The organism is Bacillus sp. B.PNR1 (genome assembly GCF_030386235.1).
Classification (GTDB): Bacteria; Bacillota; Bacilli; order Bacillales; family Bacillaceae; genus Bacillus; species Bacillus stercoris.
Window position 1 is genome coordinate 167,922 of sequence record NZ_JANYMN010000002.1, and the last position, 22,588, is coordinate 190,509.

20 protein-coding genes and 1 pseudogene are annotated in these 22,588 nt (G+C 47.6%); 15 read left to right on the forward strand and 6 right to left on the reverse strand.

What is annotated here, in order from left to right; all coding sequences use genetic code 11:
- Window positions 1-7: 7 nt before the first annotated feature.
- From NZD81_RS12205 to NZD81_RS12250, 10 genes are all read left to right on the forward strand, one after another.
- Window positions 8-682: an amino acid ABC transporter permease gene (locus NZD81_RS12205; protein ID WP_040081291.1), complete on the forward strand. Its 675-nt coding sequence runs from the start codon at window positions 8-10 to the stop codon at window positions 680-682.
- 12 nt (window positions 683-694) lie between these two features.
- Window positions 695-1,444, forward strand: a complete 750-nt coding sequence (locus NZD81_RS12210; protein WP_172641072.1) for an amino acid ABC transporter ATP-binding protein — start codon at window positions 695-697, stop codon at window positions 1,442-1,444.
- Between the two features lie 16 nt (window positions 1,445-1,460).
- Window positions 1,461-2,603 (forward strand): N-acetyl-sulfur-metabolite deacetylase SndB, encoded by a 1,143-nt coding sequence (sndB, locus tag NZD81_RS12215; RefSeq protein WP_172641071.1) that lies wholly within the window; start codon window positions 1,461-1,463, stop codon window positions 2,601-2,603.
- A complete protein-coding gene (locus NZD81_RS12220) occupies window positions 2,600-3,937 on the forward strand; it encodes an MmgE/PrpD family protein (protein ID WP_282373839.1) in 1,338 nt (445 codons plus the stop codon). The genes sndB and NZD81_RS12220 overlap by 4 nt, the downstream gene beginning before the upstream one ends.
- A gap of 70 nt (window positions 3,938-4,007) precedes the next feature.
- Window positions 4,008-5,120, forward strand: coding sequence for an ethanolamine utilization protein EutH (gene eutH / locus NZD81_RS12225; protein ID WP_282373838.1), 1,113 nt, complete (start codon window positions 4,008-4,010; stop codon window positions 5,118-5,120).
- Window positions 5,121-5,192: 72 nt separating this feature from the next.
- The gene (locus NZD81_RS12230) at window positions 5,193-6,020 is read left to right on the forward strand and encodes a DUF1206 domain-containing protein (protein WP_069838372.1); all 828 of its coding nucleotides are present in this window, start codon (window positions 5,193-5,195) and stop codon (window positions 6,018-6,020) included.
- Window positions 6,021-6,154: 134 nt separating this feature from the next.
- The gene (deoR, locus tag NZD81_RS12235) at window positions 6,155-7,096 is read left to right on the forward strand and encodes a DNA-binding transcriptional repressor DeoR (RefSeq protein WP_282373837.1); all 942 of its coding nucleotides are present in this window, start codon (window positions 6,155-6,157) and stop codon (window positions 7,094-7,096) included.
- Between the two features lie 105 nt (window positions 7,097-7,201).
- Window positions 7,202-7,873, forward strand: coding sequence for a deoxyribose-phosphate aldolase (deoC, locus tag NZD81_RS12240; protein ID WP_282373836.1), 672 nt, complete (start codon window positions 7,202-7,204; stop codon window positions 7,871-7,873).
- 81 nt (window positions 7,874-7,954) lie between these two features.
- Window positions 7,955-9,136: a nucleoside permease NupC gene (gene nupC, locus NZD81_RS12245; RefSeq protein WP_003244143.1), complete on the forward strand. Its 1,182-nt coding sequence runs from the start codon at window positions 7,955-7,957 to the stop codon at window positions 9,134-9,136.
- Window positions 9,137-9,165: 29 nt separating this feature from the next.
- Entirely contained in the window at window positions 9,166-10,467 is a 1,302-nt protein-coding gene (locus NZD81_RS12250) for a pyrimidine-nucleoside phosphorylase (protein WP_014665986.1), read from the forward strand.
- Between the two features lie 44 nt (window positions 10,468-10,511).
- On the opposite strand, the gene NZD81_RS12255 is transcribed toward NZD81_RS12250, so the two are convergent.
- From NZD81_RS12255 to hutP, 6 genes are all read right to left on the reverse strand, one after another.
- Window positions 10,512-11,939: an amino acid permease gene (locus NZD81_RS12255; protein WP_282373835.1), complete on the reverse strand. Its 1,428-nt coding sequence runs from the start codon at window positions 11,937-11,939 to the stop codon at window positions 10,512-10,514.
- A 75-nt stretch (window positions 11,940-12,014) separates the two neighbouring features.
- Window positions 12,015-12,974 carry a formimidoylglutamase gene (hutG, locus tag NZD81_RS12260; RefSeq protein ID WP_282373834.1) on the reverse strand — a complete coding sequence of 320 codons (960 nt, stop codon included), beginning with the start codon at window positions 12,972-12,974 and terminating at the stop codon, window positions 12,015-12,017.
- Entirely contained in the window at window positions 12,967-14,232 is a 1,266-nt protein-coding gene (gene hutI / locus NZD81_RS12265) for an imidazolonepropionase (RefSeq protein ID WP_069150626.1), read from the reverse strand. Before hutI ends, hutG begins: the two co-directional genes overlap by 8 nt.
- A gap of 12 nt (window positions 14,233-14,244) precedes the next feature.
- Window positions 14,245-15,903: a urocanate hydratase gene (hutU, locus tag NZD81_RS12270; RefSeq protein ID WP_040081308.1), complete on the reverse strand. Its 1,659-nt coding sequence runs from the start codon at window positions 15,901-15,903 to the stop codon at window positions 14,245-14,247.
- The gene (hutH, locus tag NZD81_RS12275; RefSeq protein ID WP_040081309.1) at window positions 15,900-17,426 is read right to left on the reverse strand and encodes a histidine ammonia-lyase; all 1,527 of its coding nucleotides are present in this window, start codon (window positions 17,424-17,426) and stop codon (window positions 15,900-15,902) included. Before hutH ends, hutU begins: the two co-directional genes overlap by 4 nt.
- A 112-nt stretch (window positions 17,427-17,538) precedes the next feature.
- Window positions 17,539-17,985 carry a histidine utilization transcription antiterminator HutP gene (hutP, locus tag NZD81_RS12280; protein ID WP_003243875.1) on the reverse strand — a complete coding sequence of 149 codons (447 nt, stop codon included), beginning with the start codon at window positions 17,983-17,985 and terminating at the stop codon, window positions 17,539-17,541.
- Window positions 17,986-18,299: 314 nt separating this feature from the next.
- Here hutP and NZD81_RS12285 point away from each other — a divergent pair.
- From NZD81_RS12285 to NZD81_RS12305, 5 genes and pseudogenes are all read left to right on the forward strand, one after another.
- A pseudogene (locus tag NZD81_RS12285) lies at window positions 18,300-18,399 on the forward strand (hypothetical protein); the annotation flags it as partial.
- A 161-nt stretch (window positions 18,400-18,560) separates the two neighbouring features.
- A complete protein-coding gene (abnB, locus tag NZD81_RS12290; protein ID WP_282373833.1) occupies window positions 18,561-19,970 on the forward strand; it encodes an arabinan endo-1,5-alpha-L-arabinosidase AbnB in 1,410 nt (469 codons plus the stop codon).
- Window positions 19,971-20,276: 306 nt separating this feature from the next.
- The gene (locus NZD81_RS12295) at window positions 20,277-20,642 is read left to right on the forward strand and encodes a YwqH-like family protein (RefSeq protein WP_134974890.1); all 366 of its coding nucleotides are present in this window, start codon (window positions 20,277-20,279) and stop codon (window positions 20,640-20,642) included.
- Window positions 20,643-20,653: 11 nt separating this feature from the next.
- Complete coding sequence (locus NZD81_RS12300) at window positions 20,654-20,923, forward strand: YwqI/YxiC family protein (protein ID WP_282373832.1); 270 nt, start codon at window positions 20,654-20,656, stop codon at window positions 20,921-20,923.
- Between the two features lie 19 nt (window positions 20,924-20,942).
- Window positions 20,943-22,571, forward strand: a complete 1,629-nt coding sequence (locus tag NZD81_RS12305) for a ribonuclease YeeF family protein (RefSeq protein WP_282373831.1) — start codon at window positions 20,943-20,945, stop codon at window positions 22,569-22,571.
- The last annotated feature ends 17 nt before the right edge of the window (window positions 22,572-22,588 follow it).

The window sequence follows — 22,588 nt, forward strand, 5'->3', positions numbered from 1 at the left end:
CACCAGAATGAACACGATTGATTGGGAATTCATGATATCAGCGTTCCCGACTTTAATTCAGGCCCTTCCGATCACCTTGTTGATGGCTATAGCGGCTATGATTTTTGCCATTATCGGAGGACTTATTCTCGCACTCATTACAAAGAACAAAATTCCAGTGCTTCATCAGCTGTCAAAGCTGTATATATCCTTTTTCCGGGGCGTGCCGACACTTGTGCAGCTGTTCTTAATCTATTACGGGCTGCCGCAGTTATTTCCAGAGATGAGCAAAATGACAGCTCTCACAGCTGCCATCATCGGGTTAAGCTTAAAAAACGCAGCATATTTGGCAGAAATCTTCCGGGCCGCCCTCAATTCTGTTGATGACGGGCAGCTGGAGGCGTGTCTGTCTGTCGGCATGACAAAACTTCAGGCATACAGACGGATTATTTTGCCGCAAGCGATCCGAAATGCGATTCCGGCAACGGGTAATACATTTATCGGACTGCTAAAAGAAACGTCACTGGCCTTTACATTAGGGGTCATGGAGATGTTCGCCCAAGGGAAGATGTACGCCTCAGGAAACCTCAAATATTTTGAGACGTATTTGGCTGTTGCGATCGTCTATTGGGTTCTTACCATTATCTACAGCATGTTGCAGGACTTGTTTGAACGCGCCATGAGCAAGCCATACCGGACTTAGAGGTGAAATCAGTTGATAACAGTAAAAAATATTCGCAAAGCGTTTAAAGATCTCGTCGTGCTAGATGGAATCGATCTAGAAGTGAAGCGCGGAGAAGTGGTGGCGATCATCGGTCCGTCCGGTTCCGGAAAATCAACGCTTCTCCGGTGCTTGAATCTATTAGAACGTCCGGATCAAGGCATCATTGAAATCGGAGAAGCCAAACTGAACGCGGAAAAGTTTACACGCAAGGAAGCACACCGGCTTCGCCAGCAAACGGCCATGGTTTTTCAAAACTACAATCTGTTTAAAAATAAAACGGCTCTGCAAAACATTACAGAAGCTTTAATCGTGGCTCAACACAAATCACGCGACGAAGCAAAACGCATTGGAATGGAGATTCTGAAACAAGTCGGTCTGGAGCATAAGGCTGACAGCTATCCGATCACAATGTCTGGCGGCCAGCAGCAGCGAATTGGCATCGCTCGGGCGCTTGCGGTCAATCCGCATGCGATCTTGCTGGATGAACCAACGTCAGCGCTTGACCCTGAGCTCGTCGCAGGAGTGCTTCAGGTCATCAAATCCATTGCGGAAAAACAAACAACGATGATCATCGTGACACACGAAATGGCGTTTGCAAAAGAGGTCGCTGATCAAGTGATTTTTATGGCAGACGGCCATATTATCGAACAGGGAACGCCAGAAGAACTGTTTGACCATCCAAAGAACGAACGGACAAAACGGTTTATCAAGCAGGTGGGAGAGCCTGCAGAGATTATATAAGAAGGGGAGAAGAACAATGGCCGACAAAACGTTTCATACCCGTTTAATCAATATGCGGCGTGATCTTCATGAACATCCTGAACTGTCATTTCAAGAGATTGAAACGACGAAAAAAATCCGCCGCTGGCTTGAGGAGGAGCAGATCGAAATACTGGACGTTCCTCAATTGGAGACTGGTGTGATTGCGGAAATCAAAGGACGGGAAGACGGCCCCGTGATAGCGATACGGGCGGACATTGACGCGCTCCCGATCCATGAACAGACGAACCTGCCGTTTGCTTCTAAGGTTGACGGTACGATGCATGCGTGCGGGCACGATTTTCATACCGCTTCTATTATTGGCACAGCCATTTTGCTGAACCAAAGACGGGACGAGCTGAAAGGTACCGTCCGCTTTATCTTTCAGCCGGCCGAAGAAATTGCTGCGGGAGCAAGAAAGGTCATAGAAGCTGGCGTGCTTGATGGTGTTTCCGCCATTTTCGGCATGCACAATAAGCCGGATCTGCCTGTTGGGACCATTGGTGTAAAGGAAGGTCCGTTAATGGCAAGTGTTGACCGGTTTGAGATCGTCATCAAAGGAAAAGGCGGTCACGCCGGCATCCCGAATAACAGTATTGATCCAATCGCTGCCGCAGGACAAATCATCAGCGGGCTGCAATCTGTGGTCAGCCGCAACATCAGCTCACTGCAAAACGCAGTCATCAGTATCACAAGAGTACAGGCGGGCACGTCGTGGAACGTGATTCCAGATCAAGCTGAAATGGAGGGAACGGTTCGAACCTTTCAAAAAGAAGCGAGGCAGGCCGTTCCGGAGCATATGAAACGGGTGGCTGAGGGGATTGCATCGGGCTATGGGGCACAAGCGGAATTCAAGTGGTTTCCTTATTTGCCTTCCGTTCAGAATGACGGCACATTTTTGAATGCGGCATCCGAAGCTGCGGCACGGATTGGCTGCCAAACTGTTCACGCTGAGCAGTCTCCGGGCGGAGAAGACTTCGCTCTGTATCAAGAGAAGATCCCGGGATTTTTTGTCTGGATGGGAACGAACGGAACGGAGGAGTGGCATCATCCGGCCTTTACACTGGATGAAGAAGCCCTTACGGTTGCCTCTCACTACTTTGCGGAGCTGGCGGTTATTGTATTGGAGACCATCAAATGAGCAAACAAGGGCTGACAGCAGGTCTTGCAGAGGCTGTGAGAACGTCACAGCCGGAGCATTCAGTTGACGCGATTCGCGAAGCAAAAAAAGGATTACTTGATTTTACTGCCGCTTCATTTGCAGGAAGAGAAGATAAAGGCATTCAAAAGCTCCTCCGTCTGATAGAGGATGAAGGAGGCCTGCCCCTTGTTCCTCTTATCGGACAAGGCAAAAAGGCCGCGCCATTACAATCCGCGATGCTCAATGGGTTTATCGCTCATGCATTGGATTTTGATGATGTCCACTCCGATGTAAGAGGGCATCCTAGTGCGGTCATCGTGCCTGCTCTTATTGCTTCTGCCGCTCGCGGACATGACGAGCGGCTTCTTGGCGCTTATGTTGTTGGTGTTGAAGTAATGGCACGGCTGGGCGAATCAATTGGCAGCCGCCACTATGAAAAGGGCTGGCATAATACAGGAACGCTTGGTGCGATTGCTGCCGCCTGCGCCGTAGGTTATGCTGAGGGACTGCCTCAAAAAGAGCTGGAAAAAGCGATTGGTTTTGCGGCTACGCAATCTGCTGGGATGAGGATACAATTTGGAACAGAAATGAAACCGCTGCACGCAGGTCTGGCGGCTCAGGCTGGCTTGATGGCCGTTAAGCTGGCCCAATCAGAATTTGGCGGGTCCCGTACGGCACTTGATGGAGAAACTGGTTTTTTCAATCTGTACGGTGATTTGGAAAAAGCACAACACACTTTGCTATACGATTGGGGCGGACCGTGGAGAATCGTAAAGCCGGGCCTATGGTTTAAAATTTATCCATTTTGTTCCGCGGCACACCATGCTGCAGACGCGGTACGAAAGCTTATCTCTGAAGAAGCCATTTCTGCTGCCAATACCGAGCGGATTGAGGTGGTTTTTCCGCCAGGCGGAGATGCTGCATTGGCGGAACGATCTCCGAAAACTGGAGAGGAAGGCCGTTTCAGCGTTGAATATGTGATTGCTCTTGCTTTGCATGGACACGAGCTGACCGTTGAACATTTCAACAGCCAGCCGATCCCTAGCAACATTCAAACAACAATGGGGCGAATTCAGCGAGTATATGACAATGCTATTCAGCCGGCTCCACATGCCGTTCCGAAAGGCCGTTTCACGATTGTCCGGGCCTATTTATCAGACGGCCGGATTTGCGAAGCGCGTGTGGACTGTCCAAAAGGGGCTTCAGGAAATGAGCTGTCGGAAGAAGACATAAAAGAAAAATTGAGAGTAACGGTTCCGCAGGAAAAAGCGCGACGCATTATAACAGCTGTTGAAAAAGCCGATATCAAAGAATTTTTAGCTCATATAGAATAAGATTCAGCTCTATTCGATGATTTCAGATGATATGATAAAACCAATCATACGTTTGAAAAAGGAGAAAACCATGACGGTGAATGACGCGGTTGTATTCATTTTGGCTGCCTTTTTACTATGGGGAGCGGCGGATTATTGTTTGGGAAACAAATGGGGGCTTGGCGAGCGGTTTGCGGACGGCTTCAAGGCTATGGGGCCGCTGGCGCTGTCCATGATCGGTATTGTGTCACTGTCCCCAGTGCTGGCGGCAATCCTGATTCCCATTGTTGCTCCGTTTTACACAGCGATTGGCGCGGACCCTTCTTCCTTTGCGAACACCATTTTGGCGATTGATATGGGAGGATATGCGCTGGCCGGAGAAATGGCGAAAGATCCGCAGGCCGGGCTGTTTTCATGGGTGTTTTTAGGAACAATGATGGGACCGGCAATCGTCTTCACGATTCCCGTCGCTCTTGGCATCATCGAAAAAGAGGACCATCCGTATTTTGCGAAAGGCATATTAATCGGGCTGTGCACAGTGCCGATCGGTTGTTTCACCGGCGGATTATGCGCGGGCTTTGACATCGGCATGATAGGTAAAAACCTTCTGATCCCAAGTCTGTTATCTGCTGTGATCGCTTTTGGGTTATGGCGGTATACCGACAGTATGATTCGGTTGTTTCATCTCTTCGGGAAAGCGGTCAGTGTGGTTGCGATTATCGGGCTTGCGGCTGTCTCCGTTGAAACGCTGACAGGCATTGTGCTGATTCCAGGAATGGAGAATGTCGAGACTGGGATACAAACGACAGGGACCATCGCCATTGCTCTGGCAGGGGCGTTTCCGATGACGGCTTTTATTACAAAAACCTTTAAAAAACCGCTTCAGGCTCTGGGGAAATGCCTTCATTTAGATGAGACAGCAACAGCAGGCTTGGTGACCTCTTTGGCGCATCATATCCCGATGCTGGCTTCATTAAAGGATATGACGCCGAGAGGAAAGGTCATCAATGTCGCGTTTGCAGTCAGCGGAGCCTTTGTACTCGGCAGCCATCTCGGTTTTGTGGCCGGAATGAAAAAAGAAATGGCGGCGGCCATGATCATTGGAAAAGTAGCAGGCGGAGTCACAGCTGCCGCCGCGGCTGCTTGGATGATGCCTGCACAGTCAGCTGATCAGCAAAAACGTATCTCAGCCGGCCACAGCTGAGGCAGAAGCTGTTTCAACTTTGTCCAATCGGGAATGTTACAGTAAAGATTTCTGCGAAAGAGGGTTGGACACATGGCGGGGAAAGACCAGTACGTGTCAAAAATAAAACAGGAAACCAAGCCTTGGATCAAACGATTCGGTAGGCTTGGTTATTTTGCATTCGGCGGCGTTTTTATTCTGCTTGGGATTTTGGCATTTATGACGGCTGCCGGGGCAGGCCGCGCAAAAGACTCGAGCGGAGCGCTCCAAACGCTATCACACATGCCGTATGGATCGTTATTGCTTTTTTTAATAGGTGTCGGCCTTATCGGCTATGTGATCTGGATGGTGTTAAGCGCGATCAAGGACACGGAGGGCCACGGAAACAGCAGGCGCGGCCTGTCACGGAGAATAGGAAACTTTTTCAGTGCCGCCGTTTACGCATCCATCGCTTGGAATGCCTTGCGATTTGTGTTTGGCCAAGGGAAAGGCGGCACTTCAGAACAGACGTGGTCAGCTTACATATTGGCGCAGCCGTTCGGCCAATGGCTTACAGGGCTTACGGGTGCGGGTTTTATCGTATTTGCGATTGTTCAATTTATGAAAGGCGTTCGGGCTGCTTTTATGAAAGAATTCGATACGTCAAAAATGAACAAACAGATGATATGCATTACGAAAAACACCGGACGCGCAGGCAATATCGCCCGGGCCATTATTTTCTCGGCTATCGGCTATTTTCTCATCAAAACAGCCATGACCGCTGATCCCGACGACACAAGAGGCTTTGACGGCGCGCTCGCCGAACTCGCGCAGCAGCCGCATGGCAAATTGATTCTGTCTATATTGGCTTTAGGCCTGATCTTATATGGAATGTATGCCATTATGAAAGGCATTTATCAGCACATGACATGGGAGGAGTGAGCTCTGGGCAGGTCCGCGCCAAGGGCGTTTTTCAGTTTCTCTGAAATCAGGTGGATGAAAGCTGGCGCCAGCCTGTATAATAAAAGCAAATCAAAAGCAGTTTTCATCAGGACTGATCCACAAGGAGGTGCGGAATGGATCGGGAAAAACAACAATTAAGCATAGAAGCGGCAAGGCTTTACTATCAGTCTGACTACAGTCAGCAGCAAATTGCTGAGCAGCTCAACATTTCAAGGCCAACCGTTTCCCGGCTGCTGCAATATGCAAAGGAAAAAGGGTATGTCCAGATTCGCGTCATGGACCCTTTTGAGGATTTGGATGCGCTCGGTTCCATGCTTGAAGAGAAATATGGTCTCCTCGAGGCTCATGTTGTGTTTTCCCCGACACCCGATTATGCAGGAATTATACATGACCTAAGCCGCTATGGTGCAGAATATATGCATGAAACGGTAAAAGACGGCGACATTGTCGGCGTCAGCTGGGGAACCACCATGTATCAAATCGCGCAAAACATGCAGCCGAAGCAGGTAAAAGGCGTCGAGGTCGTCCAGCTGAAAGGCGGTATCAGCCACTCGCGGGTGAACACGTATTCCGCTGAAACAATTCAGCTGTTTGCGGAGGCTTTTCAAACGATGCCGCGCTATCTCCCGCTTCCCGTCGTGTTTGATAATGCGGATGTGAAGCGAATGGTAGAGAAAGACCGTCATATTGAGCGGATTATTGAAATGGGCAAGCAGGCGAATATCGCTCTCTTCACGGTCGGGACTGTCCGTGATGAAGCGCTGTTGTTTCGGCTCGGATATTTTAACGAAGAAGAGAAAGCCCTGCTGAAAAAACAGGCCGTTGGGGATATTTGTTCACGCTTTTTTGATGCGAAAGGGAATATTTGCAGCAGTGCCATCAATGACCGGACCATCGGTGTTGAGCTTGAAGACCTCAGACTGAAGGAACGCTCGATTTTAGTGGCCGGCGGAAGCAGAAAAGTATCTTCCATTCACGGAGCATTAACCGGAAAATATGCCAATGTTTTAATCATTGACCAGCATACCGCAAGGGTGCTTGTTAATGATTTGTGACACGTTCAAACCGTTCGCTGAACAAAATTTCAATTACCAATTTACATATGTTCAAAAGTCGGTTATGCTAAAAAATATCTTAACAAAAAAGGAAGTGTGCGAAGGATGTCATTAGCTAACATAATTGATCATACAGCTTTGAAACCGCATACACAAAAAGCGGAAATTCTCAAACTTATTGAAGAAGCGAAAACATATAAGTTTGCTTCAGTATGTGTCAATCCGACATGGGTGGCGCTTGCTGCGAAAGAGCTCAAGGGAACTGGAGTCGACGTTTGTACGGTCATCGGCTTCCCGCTCGGTGCCAATACAACTGAAACAAAAGCGTTCGAAACAAAAGACGCCATTTCAAAAGGCGCCACTGAAGTGGATATGGTCATTAATATTGCCGCTTTAAAAGACAAGGAAGACGATGTGGTGGAAGCGGATATCCGCGGTGTAGTGGAAGCTGCAGCCGGAAAAGCGCTTGTCAAAGTCATTATTGAAACTTGCCTTCTGACCGATGAAGAAAAAGAACGTGCGTGCCGTTTAGCGGTGTCTGCGGGAGCGGACTTCGTGAAAACATCAACAGGCTTCTCTACAGGCGGCGCAACGAAGGAAGATATCGCCTTAATGCGCAAAACAGTAGGTCCTGATATCGGCGTGAAAGCATCTGGCGGAATCAGAACGAAAGAAGATGTAGACACAATGGTTGAGGCTGGAGCAAGCCGAATCGGCGCCAGCGCGGGCGTTTCCATCGTAAAAGGAGAAAGCGCATCAAGCGGGGACAACTATTAAAAAGCTGACGGAAGGCAGACTGCTTTCCGTTTTCTGAGGAAACAGTGATTGTAAGCGAATACAAATAAAGGAGAAACACATATGAAGTATTTGATTGGGATTATCGGTTTAATCGTGTTTTTAGGCCTCGCGTGGATCGCGAGCAGCGGCAAAAAAAGAATTAAGATCCGCCCAATTGTTGTTATGCTCATCTTGCAATTTATCCTTGGCTACATTCTCCTCAATACCGGGATAGGGAATTTCCTCGTAGGAGGATTTGCAAAAGGATTCGGTTACCTGCTTGAATACGCGGCAGAGGGAATCAACTTTGTGTTTGGCGGCTTGGTGAATGCGGACCAAACGACATTCTTTATGAATGTTCTCTTGCCGATCGTGTTTATTTCCGCTCTGATCGGGATTCTGCAAAAGTGGAAAGTCCTTCCGTTTATTATTAGATATATCGGCCTTGCCCTCAGCAAGGTAAACGGTATGGGAAGATTGGAATCGTATAACGCAGTGGCTTCTGCGATTTTAGGTCAGTCGGAAGTATTTATCTCCTTGAAGAAAGAACTGGGTCTTTTAAATCAGCAGCGCTTGTACACGCTTTGCGCATCTGCGATGTCCACTGTATCAATGTCGATTGTCGGCGCGTATATGACAATGCTGAAACCGGAATATGTTGTAACAGCGCTTGTTTTGAACTTATTCGGCGGTTTCATTATCGCTTCTATTATCAATCCGTACGAGGTTGCAAAAGAAGAGGATATGCTTCGTGTTGAGGAAGAAGAAAAACAATCCTTCTTCGAAGTGCTCGGAGAATACATCCTTGACGGTTTCAAAGTAGCGGTTGTCGTCGCTGCGATGCTGATTGGATTTGTCGCGATTATCGCCTTGATCAATGGCATTTTTAATGCAGTATTCGGTATTTCGTTCCAAGGCATTCTTGGATATGTGTTTGCTCCATTCGCTTTTCTTGTGGGTATCCCATGGAATGAAGCTGTTAATGCGGGAAGCATTATGGCAACAAAAATGGTGTCGAATGAATTTGTCGCCATGACGTCGCTTACGCAAAATGGTTTCCATTTCAGTGGCCGTACAACAGCAATCGTATCGGTATTCCTTGTGTCATTTGCGAACTTCTCCTCAATCGGAATCATTGCCGGTGCCGTAAAAGGACTGAATGAAAAGCAAGGAAATGTCGTCGCTCGTTTCGGCTTGAAATTATTATACGGTGCTACGCTTGTCAGCTTTTTATCAGCAGCAATTGTGGGCTTGATTTACTGAACTTAATCGAAAAGGATCGGTGACCAAACATGAGAATGGTAGATATCATCATCAAAAAACAAAACGGAAAAGAACTCACCACTGAAGAAATTCAATTTTTCGTGAACGGCTATACGGACGGAAGCATTCCTGATTATCAGGCAAGCGCGCTTGCTATGGCGATTTTCTTCCAGGATATGAGTGACCGTGAACGCGCGGACTTGACGATGGCTATGGTGAACTCCGGTGAAACGATTGATCTTTCTGCCATTGAAGGAATTAAAGTGGATAAACACTCCACCGGCGGCGTCGGCGACACGACAACGCTCGTTCTCGCCCCGCTAGTTGCGGCTCTTGATGTGCCGGTTGCCAAGATGTCTGGCCGCGGTCTCGGCCATACGGGCGGGACGATTGATAAATTAGAGGCAATCGCCGGCTTCCACGTGGAACTGACGAAGGATGAATTTATTAAGCTTGTGAACCGCGACAAGGTTGCGGTCATCGGCCAAAGCGGCAATTTAACGCCGGCTGATAAAAAACTGTACGCGCTTCGTGATGTAACGGGAACGGTCAATTCCATTCCGCTCATTGCAAGCTCGATTATGAGCAAAAAAATCGCTGCCGGGGCGGACGCCATCGTGCTTGATGTAAAAACGGGAGCGGGCGCCTTCATGAAAACAGAAGAAGACGCAGCTGAACTTGCCAAAGCAATGGTACGCATCGGAAATAACGTCGGCCGCCAAACAATGGCTGTCATTTCAGACATGTCCCAGCCGCTCGGCTTTGCGATCGGAAACGCGCTTGAAGTCAAAGAAGCGATCGACACGCTCAAAGGCGAGGGGCCTGAGGATCTTCATGAGCTTGTCTTAACGCTCGGCAGCCAGATGGTTGTGCTCGCGAAAAAAGCCGACACATTGGACGAAGCGAGAGCGAAGCTGGAAGAAGTCATGAAAAACGGCAAAGCGCTTGAGAAGTTCAAGGATTTCCTGAAAAACCAAGGCGGCGACAGCTCGATAGTTGACGATCCGTCTAAGCTTCCGCAAGCGGCATATCAAATTGATGTGCCTGCGAAAGAAGCGGGTGTCGTCTCCGAAATCGTTGCGGACGAAATCGGCGTCGCAGCAATGCTGCTGGGTGCCGGTCGCGCTACAAAAGAAGATGAGATCGATTTAGCCGTCGGCATCATGCTCCGCAAAAAGGTCGGCGACAAAGTAGAAAAAGGCGAACCGCTTGTGACGCTTTACGCCAACCGCGAAAACGTCGATGAAGTCATCGCAAAAGTCTATGACAACATCCGCCTCGCCGCGGAAGCGAAGGCGCCGAAGCTGATCCATACGTTGATTACAGAGTAAAAAATAAAGCACATCCCATGCTGAGCGGGGGTGTGCTTTTTTGATTATAGGATGTGATCAGCCGGATATTCCTCTTGGCTGATTTTTTTCGTTTTTGAAACATTTCTTTTGAAATGGTAGATGAGATAACAAAGGATGATACAAGGAATTCCGCAGAAAAGTGCGATTCTTTGATTGGGATCAAAAGCAAGACCGATACAAGAAGCTGAACATAATAAGAGAGCGGCTATAGGCATAAGAGGATAAAGCGGCGTGCGAAATGTCAGGTCTTTTACATTTCCCCCTTTTTTCAGAAACCTCTTTCGAAACAAGAGCTGGGACAAGGCAATGCTGATCCAGACCACGACTCCTGCAAATCCAGCAATTGCAACCATCACCACATAGACAGTTCCAGGGGCCACGATACTGGAAACGAGAGATAAACAAGATACAGCCATACTGATCATTAAGGCATTTAAAGGAATACCTTTTGATGTGACTTTCTTAAAACGGGAGCTGATCATGTTTTCATTTGCTAACGACCACATCATACGGGTCGAAGCATATAAGCCTGAGTTGGCGACAGACAGCAAGGCTGTTAATATCACGAAATTCATAATGTCCGCGGCGTAAGGGATTCCGATTTCCGCAAATACGGCGACAAACGGGCTTTCAATCACGCCTGCGTCCTTCCACGAAATCAACCCGGATAAGACGAAGACAGCGCCAATGAAAAAAATCACTGTTCTCCATGCGACATTACGGATGGATCGCGGAATATCCTTTTGAGGATTTGCTGATTCTCCTGCTGTAACGCCGATTAACTCTGTACCGGAAAAGGCGAAGCTCACAGATATCATCGCGATAAAAACGGCGAGAAAGCCATTCGGAAACAGCCCGCCATGGTCTGTGAAATTCGACAGCATAGGAGCATCCGCCATCCCGTTTAAAGAGATCAGGCCAAACATGGCGGCTCCTCCTAAAATGATAAATAAAATAATGGTGACAATCTTTACGCTGGAAAACCAAAATTCAGTTTCCGCAAATAACTTAACTGAAAATGCGTTGCATACGAAAAGAAGAGCCGCAAAAATCGCACTCCACATCCACACACTGCTGTCCGGGAACCAGCGCTGCATGAGAATACCGGATGCGGTAAACTCAGAACCTACCGTCACCACCCAATTGATCCAGTACATAATGCCGACCATAAAACCGGTTGATGGGCCGATGAATGTTGTCGCATATTTTTGAAAAGATCCGGTTACCGGCATGGCAACCGACAATTCGCCGAGACATTGCATGACGAGGTACATCATCAACCCGCCGATTACATAAGCGAGTATCGTACCGCCGGGTCCGGCTTGATGCAGCGTATAGCCTGTACTGAGAAAAAGTCCTGTGCCTATGACGCCTCCCAATGAAATCATAAATAAGTGCCTGCTTTTCATTGTGCGTTTTAGCTGTTGGCCGCTGTTCTCCTGAAGATTCACTGTCTCGCCCTCCTTTTAGCTGCCATTCATTAGGCAGATGAGTTTCTCATACCCAAAATACAACCTGCCAGAAGATCACTTGAATGGGGAGAGTTTCATTCCTTTTAATGCATGTAACAGAACATGTGCTGCAGCTCTGCTTGTCATATCCCGAAAATCAAGGGTAGGATCAACTTCAACGATTTCAATCCCGGCGACATTGGGCTGTTGTGCGATGAACTTGACGGCTTCAAGCAATTCTTCTGTATAGAGACCGCCCGGGCCAATCGCTGGACAGCCGGGTGCATGGGACTGGTCTAAGACATCCATGTCAACAGATATAAATATGAAATCTGTTCTTTTTTGAACGGCAGGCAAAACCTCTTTTATTGTTGGGAGTAGTCCTTTTTCCCGGATCATGCCCATCGTGTGAATGTTCACGTTATGCTTTTTGGCATAAGCTTCATAGGCCTGACTGTTGCTGAATTCTCTGATACCCAGCTGGATCAAATGTTGGCCTTCAATAATCTCTTCATCCAAAAGGCGGCGGAAGGGAGTGCCGTTTGTCGGCCCCCCGTCCTCCGTATTCCGGACATCATGATGGGCATCAAATTGAATCACAGCTGTCGTTCCTTTTGTTTGTGCTATCGCTTTTATGGTGGAGTAGCTGATCGAGTTATCTCCCCCGAGTATGAACGGCACCCAATCCGGATGGTCCGAAAGCAGAGCATGCATGGTTTGGAAAATGTGATGATGTGACTTTACGATATCAGTGACATGAATATCGATATCCCCCAGATCATATAGAAGATCTGATACGACGTGCTCTCCAAGCTCAGCAGAATAGGCTGATGAATGTTTCAGGGCCTGACGTATTGTTCCGGGTGCAAAGGAAGCGCCGGAATGACTGATGGATGATTTTGATAGGGGGACACCTATCAACGCCGGTCCCTTAATGTCTTGGCCGTCCCATGCTGCGATGAGGTCGCTCATTTTTGTGACATCCCGGTCCTTAAACGAATAACCGGCTTCTCTAAGAAAAGGGTACTTATCCAAGAATGGCTCCCTCCCTGTTGACAACAATTGTTCCGTTTTTCATGACTTGATGTACATGGTTGACTCCGTAGTGATACGGAATATACATATAGTTCGAGGCTTGCCAAATGACAAGATCAGCTGAGCGGCCAGCTTTGAGCTGACCGGCTTCTTCTCCTTTTCCTATGGCATATGCGGCATTGACAGTGACCGCGTGCCATATTTCTTCTGCTGTCATCTTCAAATGAAGCGCGGCAATCGACATGATCAGCTGGATATTTTCAGTCGGCGAGCTGCCAGGGTTAAAATCCGTTGCCAAGCTGATACATACACCTTCATCGATCATAGCTCTTGCCCTGGCGTATGTGCTTTTGCCAAGATAAAATGTTGTTCCCGGCAAGAGGACGGCAATCGTTCCTGCCTCGGCCATTTTCGATATGCCTTCGTCCGATGCACCTACCAAATGGTCGGCTGATATAGCCTTTAACTCACCTGCTAATTCGGCTCCTCCAAGCGGATCGATTTCATCTGCGTGTATTTTTAATCCGAAGCCCGCCTCAGCTGCTTGTTGTAAATAACGGCGGGATTGGCTGACTGTAAAAACGCCTGTTTCTGTAAAAATATCAGCAAAGCTGGCGAGCTCTTGTTCTTTGATTTCTGGCAAAAGGGAAAGCATTTGATCAAGAAATTGATCTGGATCGTTTTGATATTCGGGAGGAATCGCATGGGCTCCCATAAATGTGGAAACAAGATCAACTGGCTGGCTTTCATGCAGTTTTTTTGCGACACGCAATTGTTTCAGCTCTGTATCTTTTTCCAAGCCGTAGCCGCTTTTCACTTCTGCCGTGGTCGTGCCGTAGGACAGCATTCTTTGTAAATGAAAATGGGCTTTTTGCAGCAGCTCTTCTTCTGAAGCCGCCCTGGTGTCCTTGACTGTAGATAGAATCCCGCCGCCCTGCGCCAGAATATCCAAATATGAAATGCCCTGAAGCTTAAGGTTCATCTCCTTTTCACGAGATCCGCCAAATACAAGATGGGTGTGCGGATCGACGAGTCCCGGCGTTACAAGGCGTCCCGAACAATCAATGATTTCGTCTGCCTCGTAACCGGCTTCAGCCCCTTTTTGTCCGGCGAACACAATTTTCTGTTCATGGATGCCGACAACAGCGTCTTCGATTACATGAAGATCCTGCATGCTTTTGCCTGCACGCGGACCGCTGCTTTCCATCGTCAAAAGCTGACCGATGTTGGTGAGAATCGTATCAATTTGCTTTGGCATATTATCACTCCTTTATTTTTGCATCGGCACGATAATGTCCTGTTCCTTCGCTACTTCAACGGCACGTTCATAACCGGCATCAGCGTGGCGGATAATGCCCATTCCCGGGTCGCTCGTTAAGACACGGGCGAGCCGCTCGTCAGCCAGCTCACTTCCATCGGCAACGGCAACCATACCGGCATGCAGGGAATAGCCCATTCCGACGCCGCCGCCATGGTGGAAGGAAACCCAGCTTGCACCCGCCGCCGTGTTGACAAGCGCATTCAGCACAGCCCAATCGCCGACAGCGTCACTTCCGTCCTTCATCGCTTCTGTCTCCCGGTTTGGAGAGGCGACAGACCCGCAGTCCAAATGATCTCTCCCAATTACGACAGGCGCTTTTAGCTCCCCGGTTCTAACCAGCTCGTTAATGGCGAGGCCCATCTTTTTTCGTTCTCCATATCCAAGCCAGCAAATACGGGACGGCAAGCCTTGGAACGTGACTTTTTCCTGTGCCATATCAATCCAGCGGTGAAGGGCTTTATTTGTCGGGAACAGTTCTTTTAATAACGCATCCGTACGGTAAATATCTGCCGGATCACCGGAAAGCGCCGCCCAGCGGAACGGTCCTTTTCCTTCACAGAATAAGGGGCGGATGTAGGCAGGGACAAACCCCGGAAAATCGAAGGCATTCTCCAGCCCTTCATCCTTTGCGACTTGCCGGATATTGTTGCCGTAGTCAAATACAATAGAGCCCTTTTGTTGAAAGGCCAGCATGGCTTCGACATGTTTTTTCATGCTTTGCTTCGCAAGGCGCACGTAAAGATCTGGATTGTCTTGACGCAAACGGTCAGCTTCATCAAGTGAATAGCCCTCGGGAACATAACCGATTAAAGGGTCATGGGCAGATGTCTGATCGGTCACAATATCAATTTTGACACCGCGGTTCAAAAGTGTGTGATGCACCTCAGCTGCATTTCCGAGAAGCGCAATGGACAAAGGTTTTCCTGCCAATTTTGCCTCTTCAGCCCACGCTAAGGCTTCCTCAATCGATGCTGTTTTTCGATCGCAGTATTTTGTTTCGATCCGCTTGTCGATACGTTTCTCATCAACCTCGACGGCGATGACGACGCCTTCATTCATCGTGACAGACAGCGGCTGGGCGCCTCCCATTCCGCCGAGACCCGCTGTCAGCGTCAATGTTCCTTTTAAGCTGCCTCCGAAGTGCTGTCGTGCGAGCTCAGCAAAGGTTTCATAGGTTCCTTGCAATATGCCTTGTGAGCCAATGTAAATCCAGCTGCCAGCCGTCATCTGTCCGTACATCATTAACCCTTTTTTCTCCAGCTCGTGGAAATGCTCCCAGTCTGCCCACTTCGGAACAAGAACAGAATTTGCTAAGAGCACGCGCGGGGCCTGCGGGTGTGTACGGAACATGCCAACAGGCTTTCCGGACTGCACGAGCAAGGTTTCATCATTTTTTAGTGTTTTTAAGGAATGCTCAATGGTGTGAAAAGCGTCCCAATCCCGTGCGGCTTTGCCAATGCCGCCATATACGATGAGATCCTCTGGCTTTTCGGCGACTTCCGGATCAAGGTTGTTCCGAAGCATCCGAAGCACCGCCTCTTGCTCCCACCCTAAGCATTCAAGCTCTGTTCCTCTGTTGGCACGGATTGATTTTTTTACATCAGTCATATGTTCATCCCCCTTAGTTCTTCATTCTGATGATCAGGTAATAAAGATTCTTTCTTCAGCCAGTCAGTCAAGCGTTCAATGTCATAGGAAAAAACACGGTCCTGCTGAATGGACGGCACGACTTTTCTCATTTCCTGAAAAAGCTGTTTCGTATAGGACGCTGCATGTTCTATGCCTCTGTATTCAACTGCCTGCAATGCGCAAATCGCTTCAATCGCAATGACTCTCCTTGTATTTGCGATCACCTGATAAGCATGCCGAGCAGCGATGGTTCCCATGCTGACATGGTCTTCTTGGTTTGCGGATGACGGAATAGAATCCACACTTGCAGGATGGGCCAGTGTTTTATTTTCAGAAACGAGTGAGGCCGCGGCATACTGCATGATCATTGCACCGGATTGCAGACCGGGATGAGGGCTTAGGAACGGCGGCAGGTCATTCAGCTGCGGATTCACAAGTCGTTCGATCCGGCGCTCTGCGATATTCGCAAGCTCTGAAATTGCGATTTTCAGAAAATCCATGGCAAAGGCGATCGGCTGTCCGTGAAAGTTTCCGCCGGAAATCACTTTGTCACCATCATTGAAAATAAGCGGATTGTCTGTAGCGGCGTTCATTTCAATCTCTAATTTTTCTTTAACATAGCCTAGCGTCTGCCAAGTTGCACCGTGTACCTGCGGGATACAGCGCAATGAATAGGCATCCTGCACCCGCAGTTCTCCCTGGGAGGTTATCAGGCCGCTGTCAGATAGATAGAAGCGAATTCGTTCTGCGACATCGATCTGCTCCTGATAGCCGCGGGCTAAGTGAATATCCTCGTCAAATGCATCGATAATTCCCCGCAAGCCTTCAATCGTTAAGCTGGCAATTCGCTCTGTTTGATAGGCTAGTTTCTCAGCTTCAATGTAGGCGACCACTCCCATTGCAGTCATGGCCTGAGTCCCGTTAATCAAGGCAAGCCCTTCCTTGGATGTCAGCGTTACCGGCTGAATACCGGCTTTTTTCAAGCCTGTCATTGCCGGCATTCTTTCCCCCTCAAAAAAGACTTCTCCTTGCCCGATCAGCGCAAGCGCCAGGTGGGAAAGCGGCGCCAAATCTCCGCTTGCGCCAAGTGATCCTTGCTGGGGAATGACAGGATGGACGCGTTTATTTAAAAAAGCAAGCAACTGTTCGATCAGCTCAGCGCGTACACCGGAAAAGCCTTTTAACAGCGCATTGGCGCGCAAAAGCAGCATTGCCCTGGACACACACTCAGGAAAAGGATCGCCGACACCGCAGGCATGAGAGAGGATTAAATTCAGCTGCAGCGCCGCCGAGTCTTCTTTTTGAATCAGGACATCGCTGAATTTGCCAAATCCGGTGTTGATGCCGTAGATTGTCTTTTCGTCACGTACAATCCGTTCCACCGCCGCTCTGCTTTTTTTCACGCGCTCCATACTTTCTTCGGAAGCCACTGCCTTCTCAAAATCAAACAGCACACGAGCGACGTCGGCTGTTGTCAATGAAGAACCGTCTAAAGTCACCATAAGCCCAACTCCTTTTTCTTTACTTTGGTAAAGCGCCCATACAAAAAGGAGCTATGCTGTGAACATCTGTTTTCACGCATAGCCCCCTATCGTCTATGATCTATGGGCTGTTTCATATGTGATTAATTCCAACACCGAATGTCTCGTGCTCAAGACCTTTAATCGGCGCCCCGATTGTTCCGTAAAGCGAGACAGCAATCCAATCGCCTTCCGCTTCACTTTCATAAGGATTTCCCCTCAAAACAGCAAACCTCAAGCCCACCGTCCGAAGCAGTGATCCAAGCAGCATTTCACCTCTGGTCACGCCGTGCAAAGCCTCCATCGTCGCATGATAAAGCGCGTGTGACTCCCGATAACCCTCAGATTGAATGACACCGCTCTTTTTGGAAGCGGTTTCAATTGCAGCTACTACTTTATGCGCGTCCATTGATCCTACCTTGCCGAGACAGACCTTCCATCCATCTCGCTCCAGCTCCTCGACCTGTGTACTCTCTTCCGCCTCATTCAGCAACAGAAGAACAGACAGCCGTCCGATCCGACGCTCTTTGTGCAGTGTCATATGAATCACTCAATTCCTAAAAATTCTGATAACTATTAACTGAGTATTATATTAATTGGTTCAGCAGCAGAAGTCAAAAGATTTTTTACAGTCTTTAACAAGTTAGATTGCTATTGTGATAGCGAGACGCAGACACGATATCCAGACAGGAGGCAAGCGCCGCTGTCTTACTCTCAATCTGCGTTTACGAAGTCGCATTTTTCGCAAGGCATTTTCTCAAGAGTCAGCCAACTGCCTCCAGTGTTGACGGGCAATCAGGCATCATCTTAAAAAACGCCGACAACGAAATGGCTGTATCACAATCGATGTAAAACCTGACAAAGCAGTTATTACATGTACGCGAATGAAAACAGAGTGATGAAAGAAGGAGAAACAGCAAAAGAGTTGAACTATGAAGGAGAGGATATGCAAGCAGCAGTTCTGCGCAAGACTGACAGACATCAGTCCGACTATGTAAGAGAAATCACCTATTTGTTTGAATATGAAAACATTCGGCTGTTTTTAATAGGCGGGGTATTTTCATAGTGAAATGTAAGCGTTTAAAATTTAATAAAAAAGAGAGGCGAATTGTTTAGATGTTCAACCGATTGTTCCGTGTATGTTTTCTTGCGGCTCTTATCATGGCCTTCACCCTCCCAAACTCCGTTTATGCACAAAAACCAGTATTTAAAGAAGTTAGCGTCCATGACCCTTCCATCATTGAAACGAACGGCACCTTTTATGTTTTTGGATCTCATCTCGCTTCAGCAAAAACGAATGACCTCATGCAATGGCAGCAGCTGACCACCAGCGTAAGCAATGACAACCCACTGATTCCGAATGTCTATGAAGAATTAAAAGAAACCTTCGAATGGGCCCAATCCGACACTCTTTGGGCGGCTGACGTCACGCAGCTGGCGGACGGCAAATACTACATGTACTACAACGCCTGCCGCGGCGACTCGCCTAGGTCCGCCATGGGTGTTGCCGTCGCTGACAACATCGAAGGGCCATACAAAAACAAAGGCATCTTTTTGAAATCAGGAATGGAAGGCACAAGCAGCGATGGAACACCGTATGACGCAACCAAACATCCGAATGTCGTCGACCCGCATACCTTCTTTGATAAAGACGGAAAGCTGTGGATGGTGTACGGATCATACTCAGGCGGCATTTTCATACTTGAAATGAATCCGAAAACGGGCTTCCCGCTTTCTGGACAGGGATACGGGAAAAAACTGCTCGGCGGAAACCACAGCAGAATCGAAGGCCCGTATGTTCTCTACAATCCAGACACCCAGTACTACTACTTATACTTATCATATGGCGGTCTCGATGCAACAGGCGGCTATAACATCCGTGTGGCCCGCTCCAAGAAACCGGACGGTCCTTACTATGATGCAGAAGGCAATCCAATGCTCGACGTCCGCGGCAAAGAAGGCACATTCTTCGACGACCGCTCCATCGAACCATATGGCGTCAAACTCATGGGCAGCTACACTTTTGAAACAGAAAATGAAAAAGGCACCGGGTATGTTTCACCAGGCCACAACTCCGCATACTATGACGAGAAAACCGGGCGTTCCTATTTAATCTTCCACACCCGCTTCCCGGGCAGAGGTGAAGAACACGAAGTCAGAGTCCACCAATTGTTCATGAACAAAGACGGCTGGCCGGTAGCAGCGCCATATCGTTATGCGGGCGAAACATTGAAAGAAGTAAAACAAAAAGACATCACAGGAACGTACAAACTCATCCAGCACGGAAAAGACATCTCAGCCGACATCAAAAAAACCATCAACATCCAGCTCAACAAAAACCACACCATTTCCGGGGAAATGACCGGAACATGGAAGAAAACCGGAAAAAACACAGCCGAGATCACATTAGCGGGCAAGAAGTATAACGGGGTATTTGTACGCCAGTGGGATTCGGTGAGAGAGAAGAAGGTGATGACGTTTAGTGTGTTGAATGGCAGCGGTGAGGCTGTTTGGGGAACTAAATAAGATGAAAAAGCGCCTTCGAGGGAAGGCGTTTTTTTATGATTATTATTGACTAAAAGTAACAATTAAGCACGAGGGGAAAATGTAAATGATAGTGAGATGAAAGACCTGAATGAAAAGTCCCTATTGTGATTATTCGCCCTCTTGTGAAATCGTAAAAACTGTATTTTTAGCAAATTAGAACCGCTATAACTCCCCTTAAGACAAATCTTTTTACCTATTTATCCAATATGACCCATCATGTAATATGAAAATAGTCTGTATTGTAAAGAATTGACACAGTTTGATAGAAACACGAGGTGTTGCGGCATGCATAGTGAAATGTTGTTACATTCGGTAAAAGCCGACTTACATGAAAAGCAGGAACAGATCCATCAATTAAAACGAGTGCTGCACGAAATCAGGCAAATCAAACACGATTTCTCTGAGGCCCAGCATCTCATTCACCGGCCTCATCTTAACCGTGAGGCATGGAGAGGAACACATGCGGAGCGGTTTGAAGATATTCGTGAAGGAATGAACAAAGCATATCAGCAAATCAAAAGCGATCAAGTCAGCGGAATCATCGAAAGCATTCAAGGCAAAATCCACTCATTAGAGGGCGATGTCTATTCCATCAGACACCAAATCACGAGGATAGAGCATGAAATAGAGAAGGAAAAACATAAAAAGTGAGGTGAGCACAAATGGCACAGGAAATTAAAATGGTCTATGGCACAGTGAAGCAAGGGCTTTCTCAGCTTAAGAATTCAGCTGAACTCAAATCCTCCTTGCCCAGTCATCTCTCAGGCAGAAACCATTTGAATGTTGTGAAGTCCATCGAGCAATTAAATGAGGACATCAAAGAGCTCACTGAAGCATATGCGTCCGTTCTGGCCAAGCATATTGCACAAACGGAAAGTGCAGTAAATGCCATGAAGGAAACGGATGAAAACATATCATCTTCCATGAAATAAAGCGCGGGAGGACAAGGGATTGAAAACATTAGATGTCCACGCTCTTCACGAGGGCATTCAGCATACGATTGAGAAACTGGACAAGCAAAAACAGCAGCTGGAGAAGCTGGAAAAAAGCGTTGAGCATCTGGCAGGCATGAAGGATGCGCTAAAAGGAAAAGGTGGAGACGCCATTCGGACTTTTTACGAAGAGTGCCACAAGCCTTTTCTCCTTTTCTTTGGCATGTTTATCGACGAATACAAAAAAGTGCTGAAACAAACCCAGCATGCGATTTCTTCTGTAGAATCTGACTCCCACGGCATGATTGCAGAGGCTTTTCTCTCACACGATGCGAGACATGGGGTCAAGCATGCACGAGAAGTGACAGAGCAGCTCACAGACGCAGTCAATCGCCAGACATCAGCCATCGGCCACATCGTCAGCTTGCCGACAGTCAATGATACCTTTTTCCGTATGGAAACAGAACAGGCTGAGCGGCTGATTTCAGACACCCTGCATAAGCTCTTTCAATTTGACGGCCAGCAAACCCAAGCACTAGAAGCCGCAAAATCAGATTTTCAAACGATGAAAAAATATATAGACCAGCTCGAAACCATGTACACTGGCCCGAAAATTGAAATCACAGGCTACAAAACCGGCTCCATCCTGAAATCACAGGAAGAAGAAAACATCAACCAAACCTTCGTCGCGATTAACCCGCAAATGAAGCAGTCGGATGATTCACCGATGGAGATGATGCTGAAGAAACTGGAGAAACATAAGCAATCAAACGTTGGTTCTGTGATGATGGATGACAAACAACAGAAGATCGAGCGTGAGATTCATGCTGATGATAGTAACTTAACGGTATTACAGAAAGAAGCAGCAGCCCACCCGAAAGTCTATGGAGACATACGGGTGATAAATGATAAAATATATAATCATAAAGGATTAAAAAAGATAGATACGATAGAAGTGATTGACGAACTAACTCGTGATACTGCAAGCATCGACTACGTCGGCGGCAAATATTATGTATATGAAAACGGCCAAATTGTGAGAGAACTCTACGCTGGAGGGAAAAAGCGGCTAGAAGAAGTGTCTTACATTCCAGAGGATAAAGTAGGCGGAGCTAAGCCAATTGATTCGTTTCTTGCCGGAACTCAATATGAATTTATTGAGTGGGTAAGCCCTCAGGGTGCTGTTAAAAAATTGGCGGTCCGAGGCGGGAAGCGTGTTGTCACAGATGTGGCTAAACAAGTTACGGAGAAGGAAATTAAGGGTGAAGTTAATAAAGTTGCTTCTAAGGGTACGGGTGAAATTGGTTGGAACATGTCAAAAGGCGGAGGGCAAATAAATGGAAGAAAGTATTCTCAGCATGCTTTGGAAAGAATGGCACCTGATATTCCTGAAGTAAAAGCTACTTTAACAAGTAGAGCAATTAAAAAAGCTGAAGAATTAGGATATAAACCACAAACAAAAGAATTTAGTGATTTTATCAAAAAATATGTTGACCCAAGAAATATTTCACCTTCAGTTATTGAAGACGCTATAATGAATACGAAAAAGATACCTGGTAATAGAAGCGGAACGTTTGTTCATGAAACACAGGATGTCAAAGTAATAATAAATGAAGCAGGCGATGTTATCACAGTTATACCGAAATAATTAATAAAAGGATGAAT